Genomic DNA, 15,689 nt, shown 5'->3' on the forward strand with positions numbered 1-15,689 from the left:
TCATGCGACCCTTCTCCCGCCGCCTGCTGCTCGCCGCCGCCGGCACGTCCATCCTGCCGCTGGGCGATTCGCTCGCCGCCGGCCTCGTCGCCACGCCGGCGCAGACCGAGGGGCCGTTCTACCCGACGGCCTTCCCGACCGATTCCGACAACGACCTCGTGCAGGTGCGCGGACAGGCGGCGCATGCCCTGGGCACCGTCCTGCATCTGCAGGGCCGCGTGCTCGACGCTTCGGGCAAGCCGCTGGACGGCGCGCTGGTCGAGATCTGGCAATGCGATGCACACGGGATCTACGACCATCCGCGGCAGCCGGGCCGCGATCGGCGCGATTCGGCGTTCCAGGGTTACGGCAAGATGCTGACCGATGCGCAGAGCACCTATCGCTTCCGCACCCTGAAGCCGGTCGCCTATCCCGGCCGTACGCCGCACATCCATCTCAAGGTGGCGACGGCCGACGGACGGCAGCTCACGACGCAGTTCTATCTCGCCGACGACCCGCAGAACGAGCGCGACTTCGTCTATCGCGCCGCGGCGCGCGATGCTCGGCAGCGCGAGCGCATCGACATGCGCCTGCAGCCCGCCGACGGCATCGAGGCCGGCGCGTTCACGACGACGATGGACATCGTGATCGTCTGATCGGCGGTTGAGCGACTTGACCGGCTCGCGCATCGCCAGCGGGAAGCTGATGCGTCCGTTGCAGGCCAATCCGACGAGAAGTTTCGCAATGATCGGGCGCATGGCCCGAGCACAGCCGGCTGTTATTCGTCCGGACCGCCGAGGCTGCCGTCGTGCGGCAGGCCGATGGCGTGATAGCCCGAATCGACGAAATGCACCGTGCCGGTGACACCGGCGCTCAAGTCGGACAGATAGTAGAGCGCGGCACCGCCCACGTCGGAGAGCTCGACGTTGCGGCGCAGCGGCGAGGCATTGCGCGACACGCGATAGACGTAGCGCGCGCCGCCGATCACCGCACCGGCGAGGGTTCGCATCGGGCCGGGCGAGATCGCGTTGACGCGCACGCCCTGCGGCCCGAGATCGGCCGCGAGGTAGCGCACGCTCGCCTCGAGGGCGGCCTTGGCGACGCCCATCACGTTGTACGACGGCATCACGCGCGTCGCGCCCTCAAAGGTCAGCGTGATCAGGCTGCCGCCGTCGGTCATCAGCGGCAGCGCCTTGCGCGCGATCTCGGTGAACGAATAGCAGGAGATGGTGAGGCTGCGCTGGAAGTTGGCCTTGGTGGTGTCGACGTAGCGGCCCTTCAGCTCCTCCTTGTCGGAGAAGGCGATGGCATGGACCACGAAGTCGAGCCGGCCCCATTCGCTCTTCAGCCGCTCGAACAGCGCGTCGAGGCTGGCCTCGTTCTCGACGTCGGCCTCCAGGATGATCTTGGCGCCGAGCTTCTCGACCATCGGGATCACGCGCTTGCCGAACGCGCCGCCCTGGTAGGTGAAGGCGAGCTCCGCGCCCGCCGCATGCAGCGCCTGGGCGATACCCCAGGCGATCGAGCGGTCGTTGGCGACGCCCATCACCAGCCCCCGCTTGCCTTGCATCAGCTTGGCGACGACGGGTAGCTCGCCGGTTTTCGACGACGGTTGTGGCGTCGTCTCCCCCGAAGCGGCGTCAGGCATATTTTCCTCTAGTGGTCGTAGCGCGAGAACAGCAGGCAGGCGTTGGTGCCGCCGAAGCCGAAGCTGTTCGACATCACCGTCTGCAGGCCGGCATTGTCGATCCGCTGGCGGGCGATCGGATAGCCCTCGGCGCCGGGATCGAGATTGTCGATGTTGACCGACGGCGCCACGAAGTCGTTGTGCAGCATCAGCAGCGAGTAGACCGCCTCGTGCGCGCCGGTCGCGCCCTGGCTGTGCCCGGTCAGCGACTTGGTCGAGCTGACGGTCGGCAGCTTGTCGCCGAACACTGCGCGGATCGCGTCGAGCTCGGTGATGTCGCCGACCGGCGTCGCCGTGCCGTGGGTGTTGATGTAGTCGACCGGCGCGTTGCGCCGGGCCGCGCCGGGGAAGCCCTCGACCGCGAGCTTCATGCAGCGCACCGCGCCCTCGCCGGAGGGCGCCACCATGTCGGCGCCGTCCGAGGTCGCGCCGTAGCCGATCACCTCGGCGTAGATCCTGGCGCCGCGCGCGCGGGCGGCCTCGAGCTCCTCGAGCACCAGGATGCCGCCGCCGCCCGAGATCACGAAGCCGTCGCGATCCTTGTCGTAGGCGCGGCTCGCGCGCTGCGGCTGGTCGTTGTACTTGGACGACATCGCGCCCATGGCGTCGAACAGCACCGACAGCGTCCAGTCGAGCTCCTCGCCGCCGCCCGCGAACATGCGGTCGGTCTTGCCGAGCTGGATGCATTCGACGGCGTTGCCGATGCAATGCGCCGAGGTCGAGCAGGCCGAGCTGATCGAATAGCTGAGCCCTTTGATCTTGAAGGCCGTCGCGAGGTTGGCCGAGACCGTGCTCGACATGGCGCGCGGCACCTGGAACGGGCCGACCCGCTTGGGCCCCTTTTCCTTGGTGGTCAGCGCCGCCTGCACGATCGCGCCCGTGGTCGGGCCGCCCGAGCCCGCGACCAGGCCGGTGCGTTCGTTGGAGATCTCCTTCTCGCTGAGGCCCGCGTCCGCGATCGCCTCCTTCATTGCGAGATAGGCATAGGCGCCGCCATTGCCCATGAAGCGCATCAGGCGACGGTCGACCAGCTCCTCGGGATTGAGCTTGAGGGTGCCGGCGACCTGGCTGCGGAAGCCCAGCTCCTTGTACTGCGGCACGAACTCGATGCCGGACTTGCCGTCTTTCAGCGACTGCGTGACTTCATTGGCGTTGTTGCCGATCGACGACACCACGCCGAGGCCCGTGACTACGACACGGCGCATGATCAGCTCGCCGCCGCGGCAGCTTGCGCGCCGTCCTTGAAAAGACCGACCCTCATGTCGCTCACCTCGAACGCCACATTGTCGTCGGCGGTGACGATGCCGTCGGCGATGCCCATGACGAGGCGGCGCAGGATCACGCGCTTCATGTGCACATGGTAGGTGAGCTTCTTCACGGTGGGCACGATCATGCTGGTGAGCCGGACCTCACCGACGCCCAGCGCCCGGCCGCGGCCCGGCGCCTTCATCCAGCCAAGGAAGAACCCCGCCATCTGCCACAGGGCGTCGAGGCCGAGGCACCCGGGCATCACCGGGTCGCCCTTGAAATGGCAGGCGAAAAACCAGAGATCGGGCTTCACATCGAGCTCGGCCACGACCTCGCCCTTGCCGTACCTGCCGCCCTTGTCGTTGATCTGGGTGATCCGGTCGAACATCAGCATCGGCGGGAGCGGCAGTTGCGCGTTGCCCGGCCCGAACAGACGCCCCTTCGCGCACTCGATCAGGTCCTCGAAAGTGTAACTATGCTTCTGTTCGCTCACTCTATCACCGTCCACCGGTCGCTCCATTGCGGAGCGCGCCGCAGAATAGGGACGCCGGCCGTCTTGCGCAAACCGCCCAAATAGCCCCGGATGGCCCTTCCCAGGCCTTAATTCCGTCCTTACATATGGCGCGTTAGCCATGTCTTCCGTCATCCCCGAGACCGATTTTGCGGTTCGCCTCCGGGCCGCCGGCCTGCGCCCGACCCGCCAGCGGGTCGCCTTGGCGCGCGTGCTGTTCGGTGACGGTCATCGCCATGTCACGGCCGAAAGCCTGCATGCCGAGGTGCGGTTGGCCAAGAGCCCGGTTTCCCTGGCCACGGTGTACAACGCCCTGAACCAGTTCCGCGATGCCGGCCTGCTGCGCGAGGTCGTGGTGGCGCCCGGCCGGTCGTATTTCGACACCAATACCGGTCATCACCACCACTTCTTCGTCGAGACCGACAACGAGCTGCACGACTTCCCGTCGGACGACGTGACCATCGCCGGCCTGCCCTCGCCGCCTCGGGGCACGAAGGTTTCACGGGTCGATGTGATCGTACGGGTTCGTCGCTAAGTCCCCGAATTCCTTGGGCGACTTGCGAATCGTTTTCAATTATTAGAAATATTCTAAACTGCTTGACGGTTTAGTGCCAGGTCCCCAGTATCCGCCTCGCAATTTCCGAGGAGGAGTGACCAGTGGCGAACCTCAAAGGGTCTAAGACCGAAGGCAATCTGAAGGCGGCGTTCGCGGGCGAGAGCCAGGCGAACCGCCGCTACCTCTACTTCGCACAGAAGGCTGACGTCGAAGGCTACAACGACGTCGCGACCGTGTTCCGTTCGACCGCCGAGGGCGAGACCGGCCACGCGCACGGCCATCTCGAGTTCCTCGAGGTGAGCGGCGACCCGGCGACCGGCCTGCCGATCGGTGAGACCTCGGCCAACCTCAAGGCGGCGATCGCGGGCGAGACCCACGAATACACCGACATGTACCCAGGCATGGCGCGCACCGCCCGCGAGGAAGGCTTCAGCGAGATCGCCGACTGGTTCGAGACCCTCGCCAAGGCCGAGAAGAGCCACGCCGGGCGCTTCCAGAAGGCCCTGGACACGATGGCCTGATCACCCGCCTGAACAGGCAAAGGGGACCTGCGGGTCCCCTTTTTCGTCCCATCGACAGAGCGATCCATGCGCGAAGGCAGCCTCGAAGCCCCGACCCGTCACCCCCTCGACTGGCAGAACCCGTGGTTCTGGGACGAGGCCGCGCTCGAGAAGGAAATGGAGCGCGTCTTCGACATCTGTCACGGCTGCCGGCGCTGCTTCAACCTTTGCGATTCCTTCCCGCGCCTGTTCGAGATGATCGACAACGGCCCGACCGGCGAGCTCGACGGCGTGCCGAAGGAGCGTTTCGCCGAGGTCGAGCAGGCCTGCACGCTCTGCGACATGTGCTTCATGACCAAGTGTCCGTACGTGCCGCCGCATCCGTGGAATCTCGACTTCCCGCACCTGATGCTGCGCCATCGCGCGGTGCAGGCGCGCAAGAAGGGCATCGGCTTCGTCGAGAGCCAGCTCGCCGACACCGATCGCGCCGGCCGGCTCGGCACCTTCGCCGCCGAGCTGATCAACTGGGCGACCGACGAGACCAACCAGCCGATGCGGCGCAGTCTCGAGAAGTACGCCGGCATCCATCACGGCGCGCGGCTGCCCAGGCAGGCCGGCGAGACCTTCGAGGCGATGGCGCATCGCGAGCCGGTCGAGCTGAATGCGGCGGCGCCGGCCTTCGGCAAGCGCAAGGCGGTGCTCTATGCCACCTGCTTCGTCAACTTCCACAACACCGAGATCGGCAAGGCAACGCTCGACGTGCTGGCGCAGAACGGTGTCGAGACCGAGGTCGTGCATCCGGCTTGCTGCGGCATGCCCAAGCTCGAGCTGGGCGACCTGGAAACTGTTGCGGCTGCCGCGCGCACCGTTTCCGCGGCGCTGCTGCCGTGGGTCGACAAGGGCTACGACGTGGTGGCGCTGACGCCGAGCTGCGCGCTGATGCTGAAATTCGAATGGCCGCTGATCCTGCCGAAGGATCCCGACATCGAGCGGCTGTCGCGGGCGACCTTCGATCTCTCCGAATACGTGGTCGACATCGCCAAGAAGCACGGCCTCGCCGAGGGCCTCAACCCGGTCGAAGGCGGCATCAGCCTGCATCTCGCCTGCCACGCGCGGGCGCAGAACATGGGACCGAAGGGCGCGGAGATGCTGCGCCTGATCCCCAAGACCCGAGTCGCGGTGATCGAGCGCTGCAGCGGCCATGGCGGCATCTGGGGCGCCCGCACCGAGAACTTCGACATCGCGGTCAAGGTCGGCAGGCCGGCGGCGCAGGCGGCGCTGAAGAACAACACCGGCCACGTCGCCTCGGAATGCCCGCTTGCCGCCGAGCACCTGTTGCAGGTGATGGAAAAGGAAGCGGGCGAGACCAGGCCCAAGCCGCTCCGCGCCGATCATCCGATCGAGATCTTCGCGCGTGCCTACAGGCCGAAGGAGGACTCCGATGACGCCGCGAAAGATTGAGCCCTCGGTCATCATCCCGCTGAAGGACTACGCGCCGCAGCGGGCCGAGCGCCGCAAGCGCATCAGCGAGATCAAGAAGAACCGTCGGCTCGAGGTCGGGCCGTTCGCGACCTTCTACTTCGAGAGCTACGACACCATGCTGCACCAGGTGCACGAGATGCTCTTCATCGAGAAGGGCGGCGCCGAGCAGTTGCCGGACGAGCTCGCGGCCTACAATCCGCTGATCCCGCAGGGGGCCGAGCTGGTGGCGACGGTGATGTTCGAGATCGACGATCCGATCCGCCGCGCCCGCGTGCTCGCCAACCTGGGTGGCGTCGAGGACAAGGCTTTCATCCGCGTCGGCAGCGAGATCGTGCGCGGCGTCGCCGAGGAGGACCAGGAGCGCAGCCGCGAGGACGGCAAGGCCTCGTCGGTGCAGTTCATCCGCTTCCCCTTCGCCGTGGCGCAGATCGCGGCCTTCAAGGGTGGCACGGGCGACGTCATCGTCGGCTTCGATCATCCGAACTACGGTCACATGGCAGTGATGCCCAACGCGGTCCGGCAGGCGCTGGCGCAGGACTTCGCCTGACGCCTCAGTTCGTCTTGCGATAGCCCATCGGCAGAACGAACGACACCGGATTGCCCGAGATTTCTATCGGCGGCGGCGCATAGGGCGATGCCGCCCGCGCCGCTTCGAGCACCGCCGAGTCGAGCCGGGGAAAGCCGCTCGACCGGCTGACGCGGACGTCGAGCAGGCGGCCGTCTCGCGCGATCGAGATACTGAGCTCCACGGCCCCTTCCTCGCTGTTGTTCGCGGCGAAGACGCGCTGCTGCGAGATTCGAGACGCGACCTGCAGACGATAGATGTCGAAAGTGCGATTGCGGGCAACGACGGCGGACGGATTGACGAAGGTCGAGACCGATGCGCTCGACGAGCTCTGCGATACCGGCGGGGGCGGCGCCGTCGACAGCGGCGAATGCTGCAGCGTCTGGCTCGGCGCCGGCTGCTGATGCTGCGGCTGCGGCGGGTGGGCCGGTGCAGGCGCCGGTGCAGGCGGCGGCGGCAGGACCTTGACGAAGTCGCGCATGGTGAGCGGCGCGGGCGGTGTCTCGACCGGGGGCACGGCCTTCTCGAGCGGTGGCTCGGGCGGCGGCGTCTTGGGCGCCGGCGCGGCGGCGGCCTGCTGCGCCGGCTCGACGGGTTTTTCCGGGGGCTTTTCGGGCTCGGGCGTGACCGGCGGCGGTTCGGATTTGGCGTCCACGGGCTCGGCCGGCTTCGGCGGCTCGACCGCTTCCCGGATGGTGGGCTTGGCGGTCTCTTTCTGCGCCGGCGGGTCTGGCGAGTCCGGGGCGGGCGGTGAGATGCCGACGGGTATCTTCGACCGGGGCTGTTCCTGCGGCCTGGGCTCGGGCTTGGGTTTGGCCGCCGCGGCGGGCGGTGGCGGGGGCGGCGCTGCTTCGGCGGCCGGTGGAGGCGGCGGGGCCGGCGGCCTGGCGGCCTCCTGTACCGGTTCGGCCGGCGGCGGGGCGGGGGGCTTGGCTTCTTCCTTCGGCTCCTCGAAGGTCACGGTGATCGCGTTGTCGGCGAGGTCGTGCCGGTTGAGCGGCGAGACCAGGAACAGCGCCAGCGCCGTGGCGGCATGCAGCAGGGCAGCGAGCAGCGCGGCCACCGGCGGCATGTGGTCGGAGCGTTGGTAGGAGGCGCTGACGGCGTGGGCCACGGAACCGTTCTAAGCGCCCCCGTCCGCACCCGCTAGCGCCTCTGAAGGCACCTAGTTGATCGGCTCGGACTTATAGACGCCCCAGATCTCGCCGCGCTCCAGCCAGCCGCTGACGCCCGAGACCTTCACCCGGCACCAGTCGCCGACGCACGACCGGATCTCGCCCATCACCTCGGGCTCGAGCTTGGCGATCACCTCGGCGGACGCCGCCGGGGTCTTGTGCAGGCTGGCCATCTTGGTCGGGATGACGAAGGAACGCTTGCCAGTCAGCAGGCCCTGGTAGACCCAGCCGCTGGCGCCCTGGAAGTCGCGGATTTTCCGCCAGTTCTCGAACTCGGCGACGATCTCGACCGGCATGCCCTTGCGCTTGAATACCCAGTCGATCGGGTAGCGCGGGCCCGGTCCGGCCCGGACATTGACCTCGTCCGACTTCAGCGTGGCGAAGCGTGGCAGCGGCAGGCCCGAGCCCTTGCGCTGGGCCGACGCCGGCGGCTCGGCCGCCAGCACGGGGCCAACCAACAGCACCAACGCAACGCAGGCCGCCCAGAGGGGAGCGGACGGTCGAATTCGCATTGCCACGTTTATACCGCATTTCCGCACACCCGACGACAACCACTTGAAAAGCCGGCGCTTTTGGCGCGAACCCCCAGTCGTCGTCTGGACAAGCGGGGAACGGAACGGTATCCGGGCAGGAATGCCGACCGTCGCGAAGAAAAAGCCGCTGGTGATCGTCACCCGCACCCTGCCCAGTGCGATCGAGACGCGGCTGATGGAATTGTTCGATACCCGGCTGAACGCCGAGGACAAGCCGCTGACCGCCGCCGAGCTGATCGACGCGGTCAAGACCGCCGACGTGCTGGTGCCGACCGTCACCGACCGCATCGACAGCCGCGTGCTGAGCCAGGCCGGGCCGCGGCTGAAGCTGATCGCCTCGTTCGGCACCGGCGTCGACCACATCGATCTCGACACCGCCCGCCAGCGCGGCATCATCGTCACCAACACGCCGGGCGTGCTGACCGAGGACACTGCCGACATGTCGATGGCGCTGGTGCTCGCCACCGCGCGGCGCATGGGCGCGGGCGAGCGCCTGGTGCGTGCCGGCAAATGGACCGGCTGGAGCCCGACCGCGATGCTGGGCGGCCGGCTGCTCGGCAAGCGCATGGGCATCGTCGGCATGGGCCGCATCGGCCAGGCGCTGGCCAGGCGGGCGCGCGGCTTCGGGCTGTCGATCCACTATCACAACCGCAAGCGCGTCCATCCCGACATCGAGAGCGAGCTCGAGGCGACCTACTGGGAGAGCCTCGACCAGATGCTGGCACGCATGGACATCGTGTCGGTCAACTGCCCGCACACGCCGGCGACGTTCCATCTGTTGTCGGCGCGGCGGCTGAAGCTGATGAAGCCGACGGCGATCATCGTCAACACCGCGCGCGGCGAGGTGATCGACGAGAACGCCATGGTGCGCATGCTGCGCGCCGGCGAGCTCGCCGGCGCCGGCCTCGACGTCTACGAGCACGAGCCGCAGGTCAACCCCAAGCTGCTCGAGCTCGACAGCGTGGTGCTGCTGCCGCACATGGGCTCGGCCACCCTCGAGGGCCGCATCGAGATGGGCGAGAAGGTGCTGATCAACATCAAGACCTTCGCTGACGGCCACAAGCCGCCGGACCGGGTGCTGGCGACGATGTTTTAGGCTGGGGCGCGTACCCCGTCTGTCATCCTGAGCGAAGCGAAGGATCTCATTGCGATTGCGAGCGGCGTGCCCGCCGATATGCCATGAGGTCCTTCGCTGCGCTCAGGACGGCAGAAAATTAAATCTTGTCCTTCGGGACCTCGATCGTCGTTTCCGCCAGCAAGACGTCGCGCGTGGCGCGGCCGACCTGGGCGCCGATCAGGATGGTGAGCGCCGTCCAGTACATCCAGACCATGATCGCGGCGAAGCCCGCGGTGGCGCCGAACGCCGAGGTGATCTGCGTCACCTCGAAGTAGTAGACCAGGGCGCGGTTGCCGAGGCCGAACAGGATCGAGTTGACGCCGCCGCTGACCAGCGCGAAGCGCCACGGCACGCCGCCGGTCGGCAGCCACTTGTAGATCAGCACGAAGAAGGTGGTGAGGATGCCGTAGTGGGTGAAGCCCGAGATCGCCGGGCCGATCCACACGCCCAGCACCGGGAACTTCTCCAGCGCGCCGGCATAGGCCGAGATCAGCACGCTGGTCAGGATGACGGCGATCAGCAGCACGCCCAGGATCACCATCATCAGCAGCGCCAGGCCGCGCGACTGCAGGGTCGCCAGCACCGGATGCATGCGGCGCGGGCTGGCGCCGCGCCAGATCACGTCGAAGCTGTCGTCGAGCTCCACGAACACGCGGCTGCCGGTGTAGATCAGCACGCTGGCGCCGATGATCGCGGCGATGCCGCCGCCCTTGAACAGGTCCTCCTGGGCGAAGCGCTGGATGCCCTTCAGCTGCTCGGGCGCCACGATGGTGCCGAGCGCGTCGAGGATCGCCTGCTGCGCCATCAGCTTGCCGACGAACGGCTCGGCGATGGCGATCGAGAAGATCATGATCGGGCCGAGCGCGAACATGGTGTAGAACGCCATCGCCGCGGCCGACGTCGACAGCCGGTTCTCGAAGAACCCGAAGAACGACTTCAGGAAGATTTGCCAGAGCTTCTCGATCATCGGCCGCGCAAGTGTGCCACCGAATGGGCGTAGTAGGCGAGCAGCGGCCGCTCGTCGGGTACGGCAGCGAACAGCCCGGCGCGCTCCTCGACCAGCCGGCGCAGCGTCAGCATGCGCAAGCCGACATGGATGGCGTAGTCGCGGTCGCCGCGCGGCACGTAGAGCTTGGCGCCGCGTCCCTCGAACTCGGCCATCAGCCTGCCGGCGCGCAGCTTGAGGTCGAACTCGTCGATCGGCTCGCCGGCGTCGAGCAGCACGGTGGCGATCAGCGACACCGGCAGGACCGGCACCAGGCCCGCCACCTCGGCCATGACGTCGTGCGCCAGCCGGCCGATGACCTCGAAGCGGCGTTCCTTGTCGAGGCCACGCAAATCGCCGCCATTCTTGGCGAGCCATTCCCGTGCCGACACCAGCCGACCGAAATTCACGCAAGCGTAACCGAAACGGAACCAGCGGCCTGTCAGCATCAGCCAGAGCTGACCCAGCCAGAAGCGCGCCGCCGTGTGCGCTGCATACAAGGCGCTGCGCCGCGGCGCCTCGCGGTCGAGCGATCGCAGCAGCGTGCGATCCTCCAGCACGCGGTCGTAGTTCAGCGCCACCGGCACGAACACGATGTCGTGCGCGCCGGCGGGATCGAACGACTTCAGCATGTAGTCGTAGAGGCCGAGCTTGGGCTCGCGCAGGCGGCCGTCGCGCGACAGCCCGCCCTCGGGATACATGGCCTGCGCCACGCCGGCTTCGGTCGCCATGTGGACGTAACGCTCGAGCACGCGGCGATAGACCGGGTTGTTGGAGTTGCGCCGCACGAAGTAGGCGCCCATCGCGCGGATCAGCTGCTGCAGGGGCCAGATCCGCGCCCACTCGCCGACCGCGTAGCTGAGCGCGGTGCGCTCGGCGGCGAGGAAGGCGACCAGCACGTAATCCATGTTGCTGCGGTGGTTCATGACGAACACCACCGTGGTGCCGGGCGGCACCCCGGCCGCGGTCTCGGCGTCGGCGAAGCCCAGCCGCACGCGATAGAGCAGGTTGGCGAGCGCGCGGCCCAGCGCATAGCCGATCCGGAAATAGAGATAGGCGTTGAAGCTCGGCACGATCTCGCGGGCGTAGCGGCGGACCTCGGCCATCGCCACGTCGCGCGGCAGGTTGTTGGCGCGGGCGTGCTCGTTGGCCGCCTCGATCACCGGCGGGTCGTAGACCAGCCGGTCGATCAGCACCTGCCGCTTGGTGAGCTGGAACGGCTTGATCTCGACGTCGAGCCGGCGGTTGACAGTGTCGATCAGCCGGTTGAGGCGGCGGCGCAGCAGCCAGCGCACGCTCGGGATCAGCAGCCGGTCGACCAGCGACCAGGCGGCGAAAGCGGCGATCGCCAGGAGCAGCCAGAGCGGGACCGTGACCGGCTCGCCCATGGCCTGGATCAGAATCCCCGGATGCCGGCGACGATCAGGGTCACCGCCGCCCAGGCCAGCACCACGGTGGTGGCGATGGCGCCCGCCGGCCGCCCGTACGGCAGGATGCCCAGCATGCCGCCGGCATGGAGGAAGCGCGCGACCACCAGGATGATGGCCAGGATGTCGGCCATGCGATGGCCGGTCGGCCCGTGCATCATCCAGAGCAGGACCAGGATCAGCGGCGTCAGCTCGAGCAGGTTGCCGTGGGCGCGGATCGCGGCGATCAGCTCGGGATCGCCGCCGTCGCCCAGGAAGATCTTCTTCCGGGTGCGCATGCGGCCGACATACATCGTCAGCGCGACGGCCAGCAGGCCCAACAGCCCGGCGCAAATGAAAAACACCGCCATGGCCCGCCGTCTCCCCCTCGATTCAAGGGCATTCTAGGGCCATATTGGACCCGAGCAAATTGAGGAGCGGACCATGTGGCAGATCCTTCGCAAGAAGGCCGAGATGCCGACCGCCGACCGCGCGCTGCCGGGGCGGGACAAGCCGGGCTTCGCCGTGCCGGCCACGCACTTCGTCAACGGCAACCGTATCCAGCCGCCACTCCCGGCCGGCCTCGAGCAGGCGATGTTCGGGCTGGGCTGCTTCTGGGGCGCCGAGCGCAAGTTCTGGGAAGCGCCGGGCATCTACGCGACCGCCGTCGGCTACGCCGCGGGCTTGACGCCCAACCCGACCTACGAGGAAGTCTGCTCGGGCTACACCGGCCACAACGAGGTGGTGATGGTGTGGTTCGACCCGAAGAAGACCAGCTACGAGGCGCTGCTCAAGATCTTCTGGGAGGCGCACGACCCGACCCAGGGCATGCGCCAGGGCAACGACGTCGGCACCCAGTACCGCTCGGGCATCTACGCCTTCTCAGCCGGCCAGAAGAAGGCGGCCGAGGCGTCGCGCGCGGTGTTCCAGAAGGAGCTCGAGCGGCACGGCATGCGCGATGCGATCACCACCGAGATTCTCGACGCGCCGGCGTTCTACTACGCCGAGGACTATCACCAGCAGTACCTCGCCAAGAACCCGAACGGCTATTGCGGCCTCGGCGGCACCGGCGTGAGCTGCCCGATCGGGCTCGGCGTCGCGGCCGAATAGAAGTCCCCCGTTACGGGAAATGCCGATCCTCCGACAGCCATCCGGCGATTTCCTGGGCGGCTGCGGGGGCGGGAAGGTTCGTCACATCGAGCCGGAGCAGGCGATCGCCGCCGCGGTCGAGCAATGGGCGGCCACGGCGATTGTCGCCGACCATCTCCACATCCTGCGGCTTGCGTTTCGCGGCCCGTTCCGGCGTCACGATGCGGCGCGCATTCTCTTCCGGCGAGCAGGCGAGCAGCACCACGTTCAAGGCGCAGCCGCGCGCCTTGGCCAGGGCGATGGCCTGGTCCCAATTCTCCTCGCCCCACGCGGACCCTTGCAAAACCAGTTGGTCAGGACGACCGGAACCCCGGCCGGAAGCTCCAGGATGCGCTGGTAGGCGATCTCCCGAACGGCGCGAACGGTGTCGTAGAAGGCGGGGCTGCGGAACTCGGTCAGGGCGAAGGCGACGTTGAAGACGCTGTGATTGTCGAGAAGCCTGGCGCCGATCAGCTCGGCAAGCGCACGACCGATCGTGAGCTTACCCACCCCGGGATAGCTGTTGATGTGGACGATCACCGTACCACCTCGCGTCAGGTGCTTCCGATTGGAGCGGAGCATAGCGTAACAGACGCAACCATTCGCGCCGGCGGGGAAATCTACCGGCAACGCACGGCCTATACGTCCGCTGGCTCATGACACCGCAGCAAATTGCGCTCGTGCAGGCGAGCTTCGCCAAGCTCGTGCCAATGTCAGCGACGGCGGCCGATCTGTTCTACCGGCGGCTGTTCGAGCTGGCGCCGGACGTGCGCCCGATGTTCGCGGCCGATCTTTCGGGGCAGAAGAAAAAGCTGATGGACACGCTCGGTTATGCGGTTGCGAGCCTGTCGTGCCCGTACAAGCTCGGTCCCGAGCTCGCCGTCCTGGGCGAACGCCACGCGGACTACGGCACCAAGGTCGAGCATTTCACCCTGGTCGGCGAGGCCCTGATGTGGGCGCTCCAGCGGGCGCTGAACGAGGAGTTCACGCACGCGGTCGCCGACGCGTGGGAAACCGTCTACGGCGAGCTGGCGGAGGCGATGATCGACGCGATGATGCGCAAGGTATCGATGGCGGCGTAACGGACGCAACCATTCGCACCGGCGAGGAAATCCGCAGGCACGCACGGGCCTTGCCTGCCGCCCTCATGACCCCACGGCAAATCGCGCTCGTTCAGGCGAGCTTCGCCGAGGCGCTGCTCTGGGCGCTTCGCGACGGCTGTTGAATACATCGTCGATAGCGTCGTCGGACGAATGCCGTATGATTCGCGCGTGCCGCCGAGTCCCCCCGAGCCCGAGCAGATCTCGATCCTTCATGCCGATGCCGCGCTGCCCGTCACCTTCGTGCGCAGCGTGCGGGCGCGCCGCGTGTCGCTGCGCGTCGACACCAAGCATCGCCGCATCCTGCTCACCGTTCCCTTGCGCATGTCGCGCGACCTGGCGCTGCGCTTCGCCCATGTCCAGGGCGGCTGGATCGCGGCGCGGCTGAAGCGCCTGCCGCCGGCACGGCCGTTCCATGACGGCGCCGAGGTGCCGGTCTTCGGCGTGCCGCATCGCATCCGCCATCGGCCCGACGCGCGCGGCACGGTGTGGCTGGAGCCGGGCGAGATCCACGTCGCCGGCCGGCCCGAGCACCTGCCGCGCCGGCTGCGCGACTGGCTGACGGCGGAGCTGCGCCGCCGGCTGGTGCCGCTGGTCCAGGCCAAGGCTGAACGGGTGCAACGGCGGGTCGCGCGGGTCGGCCTGCGCGACGGCCGCTCGCGCTGGGGTAGCTGCGGGCCCGACGGCGGCCTGTCGTTCTCCTGGCGCCTGGTGTTCGCGCCGCCCGAGGTGCTCGACTATCTGGTGGCGCACGAGGTGGCGCACCTGGTGCACATGAACCACGGCCCGCGCTTCTGGGCGCAGGCGCGCGCGCTGTGCGAGGGCCCGATGGAGCCGCCGCAGGCCTGGCTCAAGGCCAACGGCGAGGCGCTGCTGCAGTACGGGGCGTAGCTAGCTGCTGCTGCCGGCCGTCGCCTTCCAGCGCGGCGCTGCCGCGGTCTCGGCGAAGTTCTTGAACATGAGATTGAACGAGATGCTGATGCGCTCGTTGACGCCGTGGTTCGACGGCACGTGATGTCGCAGCCACGACGGAAAGATCAACATGCGGCCGGGTATCGCCTGCTCGGCCGCGGCGTTGGCGGTGACGCGGTTGAGCTTGCCGCTCCACGGCATGATCGAGATCGGCCGCGGGTCCTGGAAGACCAGCTCCGGCGCGCCGTCGGAGACGTCGACGTAGTAGACGCCGCTCAGGTAGTTGTTCGGATGATTGTGCGTCGGGTGATAGCTGCCCGGTGGATTGATGTTGGCCCAGCAGCCGGTGATCATCATCGGGTACTGCTCGAGCTGCAGGAACTGCGCGACGCTGCGCCCGGCGATCTCGACGAGCTGCGTGAACTCTGCGAATTCAGGCCGTGTATGAAGATCGTGCGGCGTCTGCCAATTGCTGCCGGGCGGAACGTTGGGCCGCGGCGCGATGAGTCGCTCGATCTCGGCCTTCAATTTGGCATTCAACGTCGCTGCATCCGCCGCCGCGACGTCGAGCACCCAGAGGGGTGTCGGGAACAGCTCCCGCACTTCCTGTTTGACGCGCATGGCCGGGGCAGGAGCCGTGGTGTCGGGCTTGTCGCTGGTTCGTCTGCAATGGGACATCGACTGCGGAAAATTTGATTTTCGCGTTCTCACAATACTTCCGATGTGTGAAGCCCACCATCTTTCCAGGGCGGGCTTCATGTCGTTAAGCCGGCGAACCGTTGCCTGTTCGCCGAGGCACGGGGTC

20 protein-coding genes are annotated in these 15,689 nt (G+C 67.7%); 9 read left to right on the forward strand and 11 right to left on the reverse strand.

The window, feature by feature from the left end; translation table 11 throughout:
- The first annotated feature begins 2 nt into the window (after positions 1 to 2).
- A complete protein-coding gene (locus tag J0J01_RS12915; RefSeq protein WP_296381145.1) occupies positions 3 to 635 on the forward strand; it encodes a protocatechuate 3,4-dioxygenase in 633 nt (210 codons plus the stop codon).
- 122 nt (positions 636 to 757) lie between these two features.
- Here the strand turns inward: J0J01_RS12915 and J0J01_RS12920 are convergent, their stop codons facing one another.
- The 3 genes from J0J01_RS12920 to fabA form a co-directional block, all read right to left on the reverse strand.
- Positions 758 to 1,549: an SDR family oxidoreductase gene (locus J0J01_RS12920; protein ID WP_296381341.1), complete on the reverse strand. Its 792-nt coding sequence runs from the start codon at positions 1,547 to 1,549 to the stop codon at positions 758 to 760.
- An 86-nt stretch (positions 1,550 to 1,635) separates the two neighbouring features.
- Complete coding sequence (fabB, locus tag J0J01_RS12925) at positions 1,636 to 2,871, reverse strand: beta-ketoacyl-ACP synthase I (protein WP_296381147.1); 1,236 nt, start codon at positions 2,869 to 2,871, stop codon at positions 1,636 to 1,638.
- Positions 2,872 to 2,873: 2 nt separating this feature from the next.
- Positions 2,874 to 3,407 carry a 3-hydroxyacyl-[acyl-carrier-protein] dehydratase FabA gene (gene fabA, locus J0J01_RS12930; protein WP_296381149.1) on the reverse strand — a complete coding sequence of 178 codons (534 nt, stop codon included), beginning with the start codon at positions 3,405 to 3,407 and terminating at the stop codon, positions 2,874 to 2,876.
- A 139-nt stretch (positions 3,408 to 3,546) separates the two neighbouring features.
- On the opposite strand from fabA, the gene irrA reads away from it, so the two are divergent.
- The 4 genes from irrA (at position 3,547) to J0J01_RS12950 (ending at position 6,510) form a co-directional block, all read left to right on the forward strand.
- On the forward strand, positions 3,547 to 3,960 hold the full coding sequence (gene irrA, locus J0J01_RS12935) for an iron response transcriptional regulator IrrA (protein ID WP_296381151.1): 414 nt from the start codon (positions 3,547 to 3,549) through the stop codon (positions 3,958 to 3,960).
- 122 nt (positions 3,961 to 4,082) lie between these two features.
- Entirely contained in the window at positions 4,083 to 4,502 is a 420-nt protein-coding gene (locus tag J0J01_RS12940) for a rubrerythrin family protein (protein ID WP_296381153.1), read from the forward strand.
- 66 nt (positions 4,503 to 4,568) lie between these two features.
- Positions 4,569 to 5,942, forward strand: coding sequence for a heterodisulfide reductase-related iron-sulfur binding cluster (locus tag J0J01_RS12945; protein WP_296381155.1), 1,374 nt, complete (start codon positions 4,569 to 4,571; stop codon positions 5,940 to 5,942).
- Positions 5,923 to 6,510, forward strand: coding sequence for a DUF3501 family protein (locus J0J01_RS12950; RefSeq protein ID WP_296381156.1), 588 nt, complete (start codon positions 5,923 to 5,925; stop codon positions 6,508 to 6,510). Before J0J01_RS12945 ends, J0J01_RS12950 begins: the two co-directional genes overlap by 20 nt.
- Positions 6,511 to 6,514: 4 nt before the next feature.
- On the opposite strand, the gene J0J01_RS12955 is transcribed toward J0J01_RS12950, so the two are convergent.
- Entirely contained in the window at positions 6,515 to 7,642 is a 1,128-nt protein-coding gene (locus J0J01_RS12955; RefSeq protein ID WP_296381157.1) for an energy transducer TonB, read from the reverse strand.
- Positions 7,643 to 7,693: 51 nt separating this feature from the next.
- Positions 7,694 to 8,215: an SH3 domain-containing protein gene (locus J0J01_RS12960; RefSeq protein ID WP_296381159.1), complete on the reverse strand. Its 522-nt coding sequence runs from the start codon at positions 8,213 to 8,215 to the stop codon at positions 7,694 to 7,696.
- Positions 8,216 to 8,336: 121 nt separating this feature from the next.
- On the opposite strand from J0J01_RS12960, the gene J0J01_RS12965 reads away from it, so the two are divergent.
- Complete coding sequence (locus J0J01_RS12965) at positions 8,337 to 9,332, forward strand: D-glycerate dehydrogenase (protein WP_296381161.1); 996 nt, start codon at positions 8,337 to 8,339, stop codon at positions 9,330 to 9,332.
- 118 nt (positions 9,333 to 9,450) lie between these two features.
- Here J0J01_RS12965 and J0J01_RS12970 read toward each other — a convergent pair whose 3' ends face one another.
- Genes J0J01_RS12970 through J0J01_RS12980 form a run of 3 tightly spaced genes read right to left on the reverse strand, consistent with a single transcriptional unit; the run spans position 9,451 to position 12,115 of the window.
- A complete protein-coding gene (locus tag J0J01_RS12970) occupies positions 9,451 to 10,320 on the reverse strand; it encodes a YihY/virulence factor BrkB family protein (RefSeq protein WP_296381162.1) in 870 nt (289 codons plus the stop codon).
- Entirely contained in the window at positions 10,317 to 11,726 is a 1,410-nt protein-coding gene (locus tag J0J01_RS12975) for a 1-acyl-sn-glycerol-3-phosphate acyltransferase (protein ID WP_296381164.1), read from the reverse strand. Before J0J01_RS12975 ends, J0J01_RS12970 begins: the two co-directional genes overlap by 4 nt.
- 8 nt (positions 11,727 to 11,734) lie before the next feature.
- Positions 11,735 to 12,115: an MAPEG family protein gene (locus J0J01_RS12980; RefSeq protein WP_296381166.1), complete on the reverse strand. Its 381-nt coding sequence runs from the start codon at positions 12,113 to 12,115 to the stop codon at positions 11,735 to 11,737.
- A 73-nt stretch (positions 12,116 to 12,188) separates the two neighbouring features.
- Here J0J01_RS12980 and msrA point away from each other — a divergent pair, with 73 nt between their 5' ends.
- Entirely contained in the window at positions 12,189 to 12,854 is a 666-nt protein-coding gene (gene msrA, locus J0J01_RS12985; protein WP_296381168.1) for a peptide-methionine (S)-S-oxide reductase MsrA, read from the forward strand.
- Between the two features lie 10 nt (positions 12,855 to 12,864).
- Here the strand turns inward: msrA and J0J01_RS12990 are convergent, their stop codons facing one another.
- A complete protein-coding gene (locus J0J01_RS12990; protein WP_296381170.1) occupies positions 12,865 to 13,104 on the reverse strand; it encodes a hypothetical protein in 240 nt (79 codons plus the stop codon).
- Positions 13,101 to 13,412 carry a hypothetical protein gene (locus tag J0J01_RS12995; protein ID WP_296381172.1) on the reverse strand — a complete coding sequence of 104 codons (312 nt, stop codon included), beginning with the start codon at positions 13,410 to 13,412 and terminating at the stop codon, positions 13,101 to 13,103. The genes J0J01_RS12990 and J0J01_RS12995 overlap by 4 nt, the downstream gene beginning before the upstream one ends.
- Before the next feature lie 116 nt (positions 13,413 to 13,528).
- On the opposite strand from J0J01_RS12995, the gene J0J01_RS13000 reads away from it, so the two are divergent.
- On the forward strand, positions 13,529 to 13,954 hold the full coding sequence (locus J0J01_RS13000) for a globin domain-containing protein (RefSeq protein WP_296381174.1): 426 nt from the start codon (positions 13,529 to 13,531) through the stop codon (positions 13,952 to 13,954).
- 189 nt (positions 13,955 to 14,143) lie between these two features.
- Positions 14,144 to 14,863 (forward strand): SprT family zinc-dependent metalloprotease, encoded by a 720-nt coding sequence (locus J0J01_RS13005; protein ID WP_296381176.1) that lies wholly within the window; start codon positions 14,144 to 14,146, stop codon positions 14,861 to 14,863.
- Here the strand turns inward: J0J01_RS13005 and J0J01_RS13010 are convergent, their stop codons facing one another.
- Entirely contained in the window at positions 14,864 to 15,505 is a 642-nt protein-coding gene (locus tag J0J01_RS13010) for a TIGR02466 family protein (RefSeq protein WP_296381178.1), read from the reverse strand.
- Between the last annotated feature and the right edge of the window lie 184 nt (positions 15,506 to 15,689).

The sequence above is a fragment of the Reyranella sp. genome (assembly GCF_017305915.1).
In the GTDB taxonomy this organism is placed as follows: Bacteria; Pseudomonadota; Alphaproteobacteria; order Reyranellales; family Reyranellaceae; genus Reyranella.

Excerpts from the sequence above, each read along its gene's own strand:
- fabB (WP_296381147.1), bottom strand. The coding sequence starts at position 2,871 with ATGCGCCGTGTCGTAGTCACGGGCCTCGGCGTGGTGTCGTCGATCGGC.
- J0J01_RS12975 (WP_296381164.1), bottom strand. The coding sequence starts at position 11,726 with ATGGGCGAGCCGGTCACGGTCCCGCTCTGGCTGCTCCTGGCGATCGCC.
- J0J01_RS13010 (WP_296381178.1), bottom strand. The coding sequence starts at position 15,505 with ATGCGCGTCAAACAGGAAGTGCGGGAGCTGTTCCCGACACCCCTCTGG.
- J0J01_RS12965 (WP_296381161.1), top strand. The coding sequence starts at position 8,337 with ATGCCGACCGTCGCGAAGAAAAAGCCGCTGGTGATCGTCACCCGCACC.
- J0J01_RS12920 (WP_296381341.1), bottom strand. The coding sequence starts at position 1,549 with ATGCAAGGCAAGCGGGGGCTGGTGATGGGCGTCGCCAACGACCGCTCG.
- J0J01_RS12960 (WP_296381159.1), bottom strand. The coding sequence starts at position 8,215 with ATGCGAATTCGACCGTCCGCTCCCCTCTGGGCGGCCTGCGTTGCGTTG.
- J0J01_RS12980 (WP_296381166.1), bottom strand. The coding sequence starts at position 12,115 with ATGGCGGTGTTTTTCATTTGCGCCGGGCTGTTGGGCCTGCTGGCCGTC.
- J0J01_RS12915 (WP_296381145.1), top strand. The coding sequence starts at position 3 with ATGCGACCCTTCTCCCGCCGCCTGCTGCTCGCCGCCGCCGGCACGTCC.
- J0J01_RS13000 (WP_296381174.1), top strand. The coding sequence starts at position 13,529 with ATGACACCGCAGCAAATTGCGCTCGTGCAGGCGAGCTTCGCCAAGCTC.
- J0J01_RS12970 (WP_296381162.1), bottom strand. The coding sequence starts at position 10,320 with ATGATCGAGAAGCTCTGGCAAATCTTCCTGAAGTCGTTCTTCGGGTTC.
- irrA (WP_296381151.1), top strand. The coding sequence starts at position 3,547 with ATGTCTTCCGTCATCCCCGAGACCGATTTTGCGGTTCGCCTCCGGGCC.
- msrA (WP_296381168.1), top strand. The coding sequence starts at position 12,189 with ATGTGGCAGATCCTTCGCAAGAAGGCCGAGATGCCGACCGCCGACCGC.
- J0J01_RS12950 (WP_296381156.1), top strand. The coding sequence starts at position 5,923 with ATGACGCCGCGAAAGATTGAGCCCTCGGTCATCATCCCGCTGAAGGAC.
- J0J01_RS12945 (WP_296381155.1), top strand. The coding sequence starts at position 4,569 with ATGCGCGAAGGCAGCCTCGAAGCCCCGACCCGTCACCCCCTCGACTGG.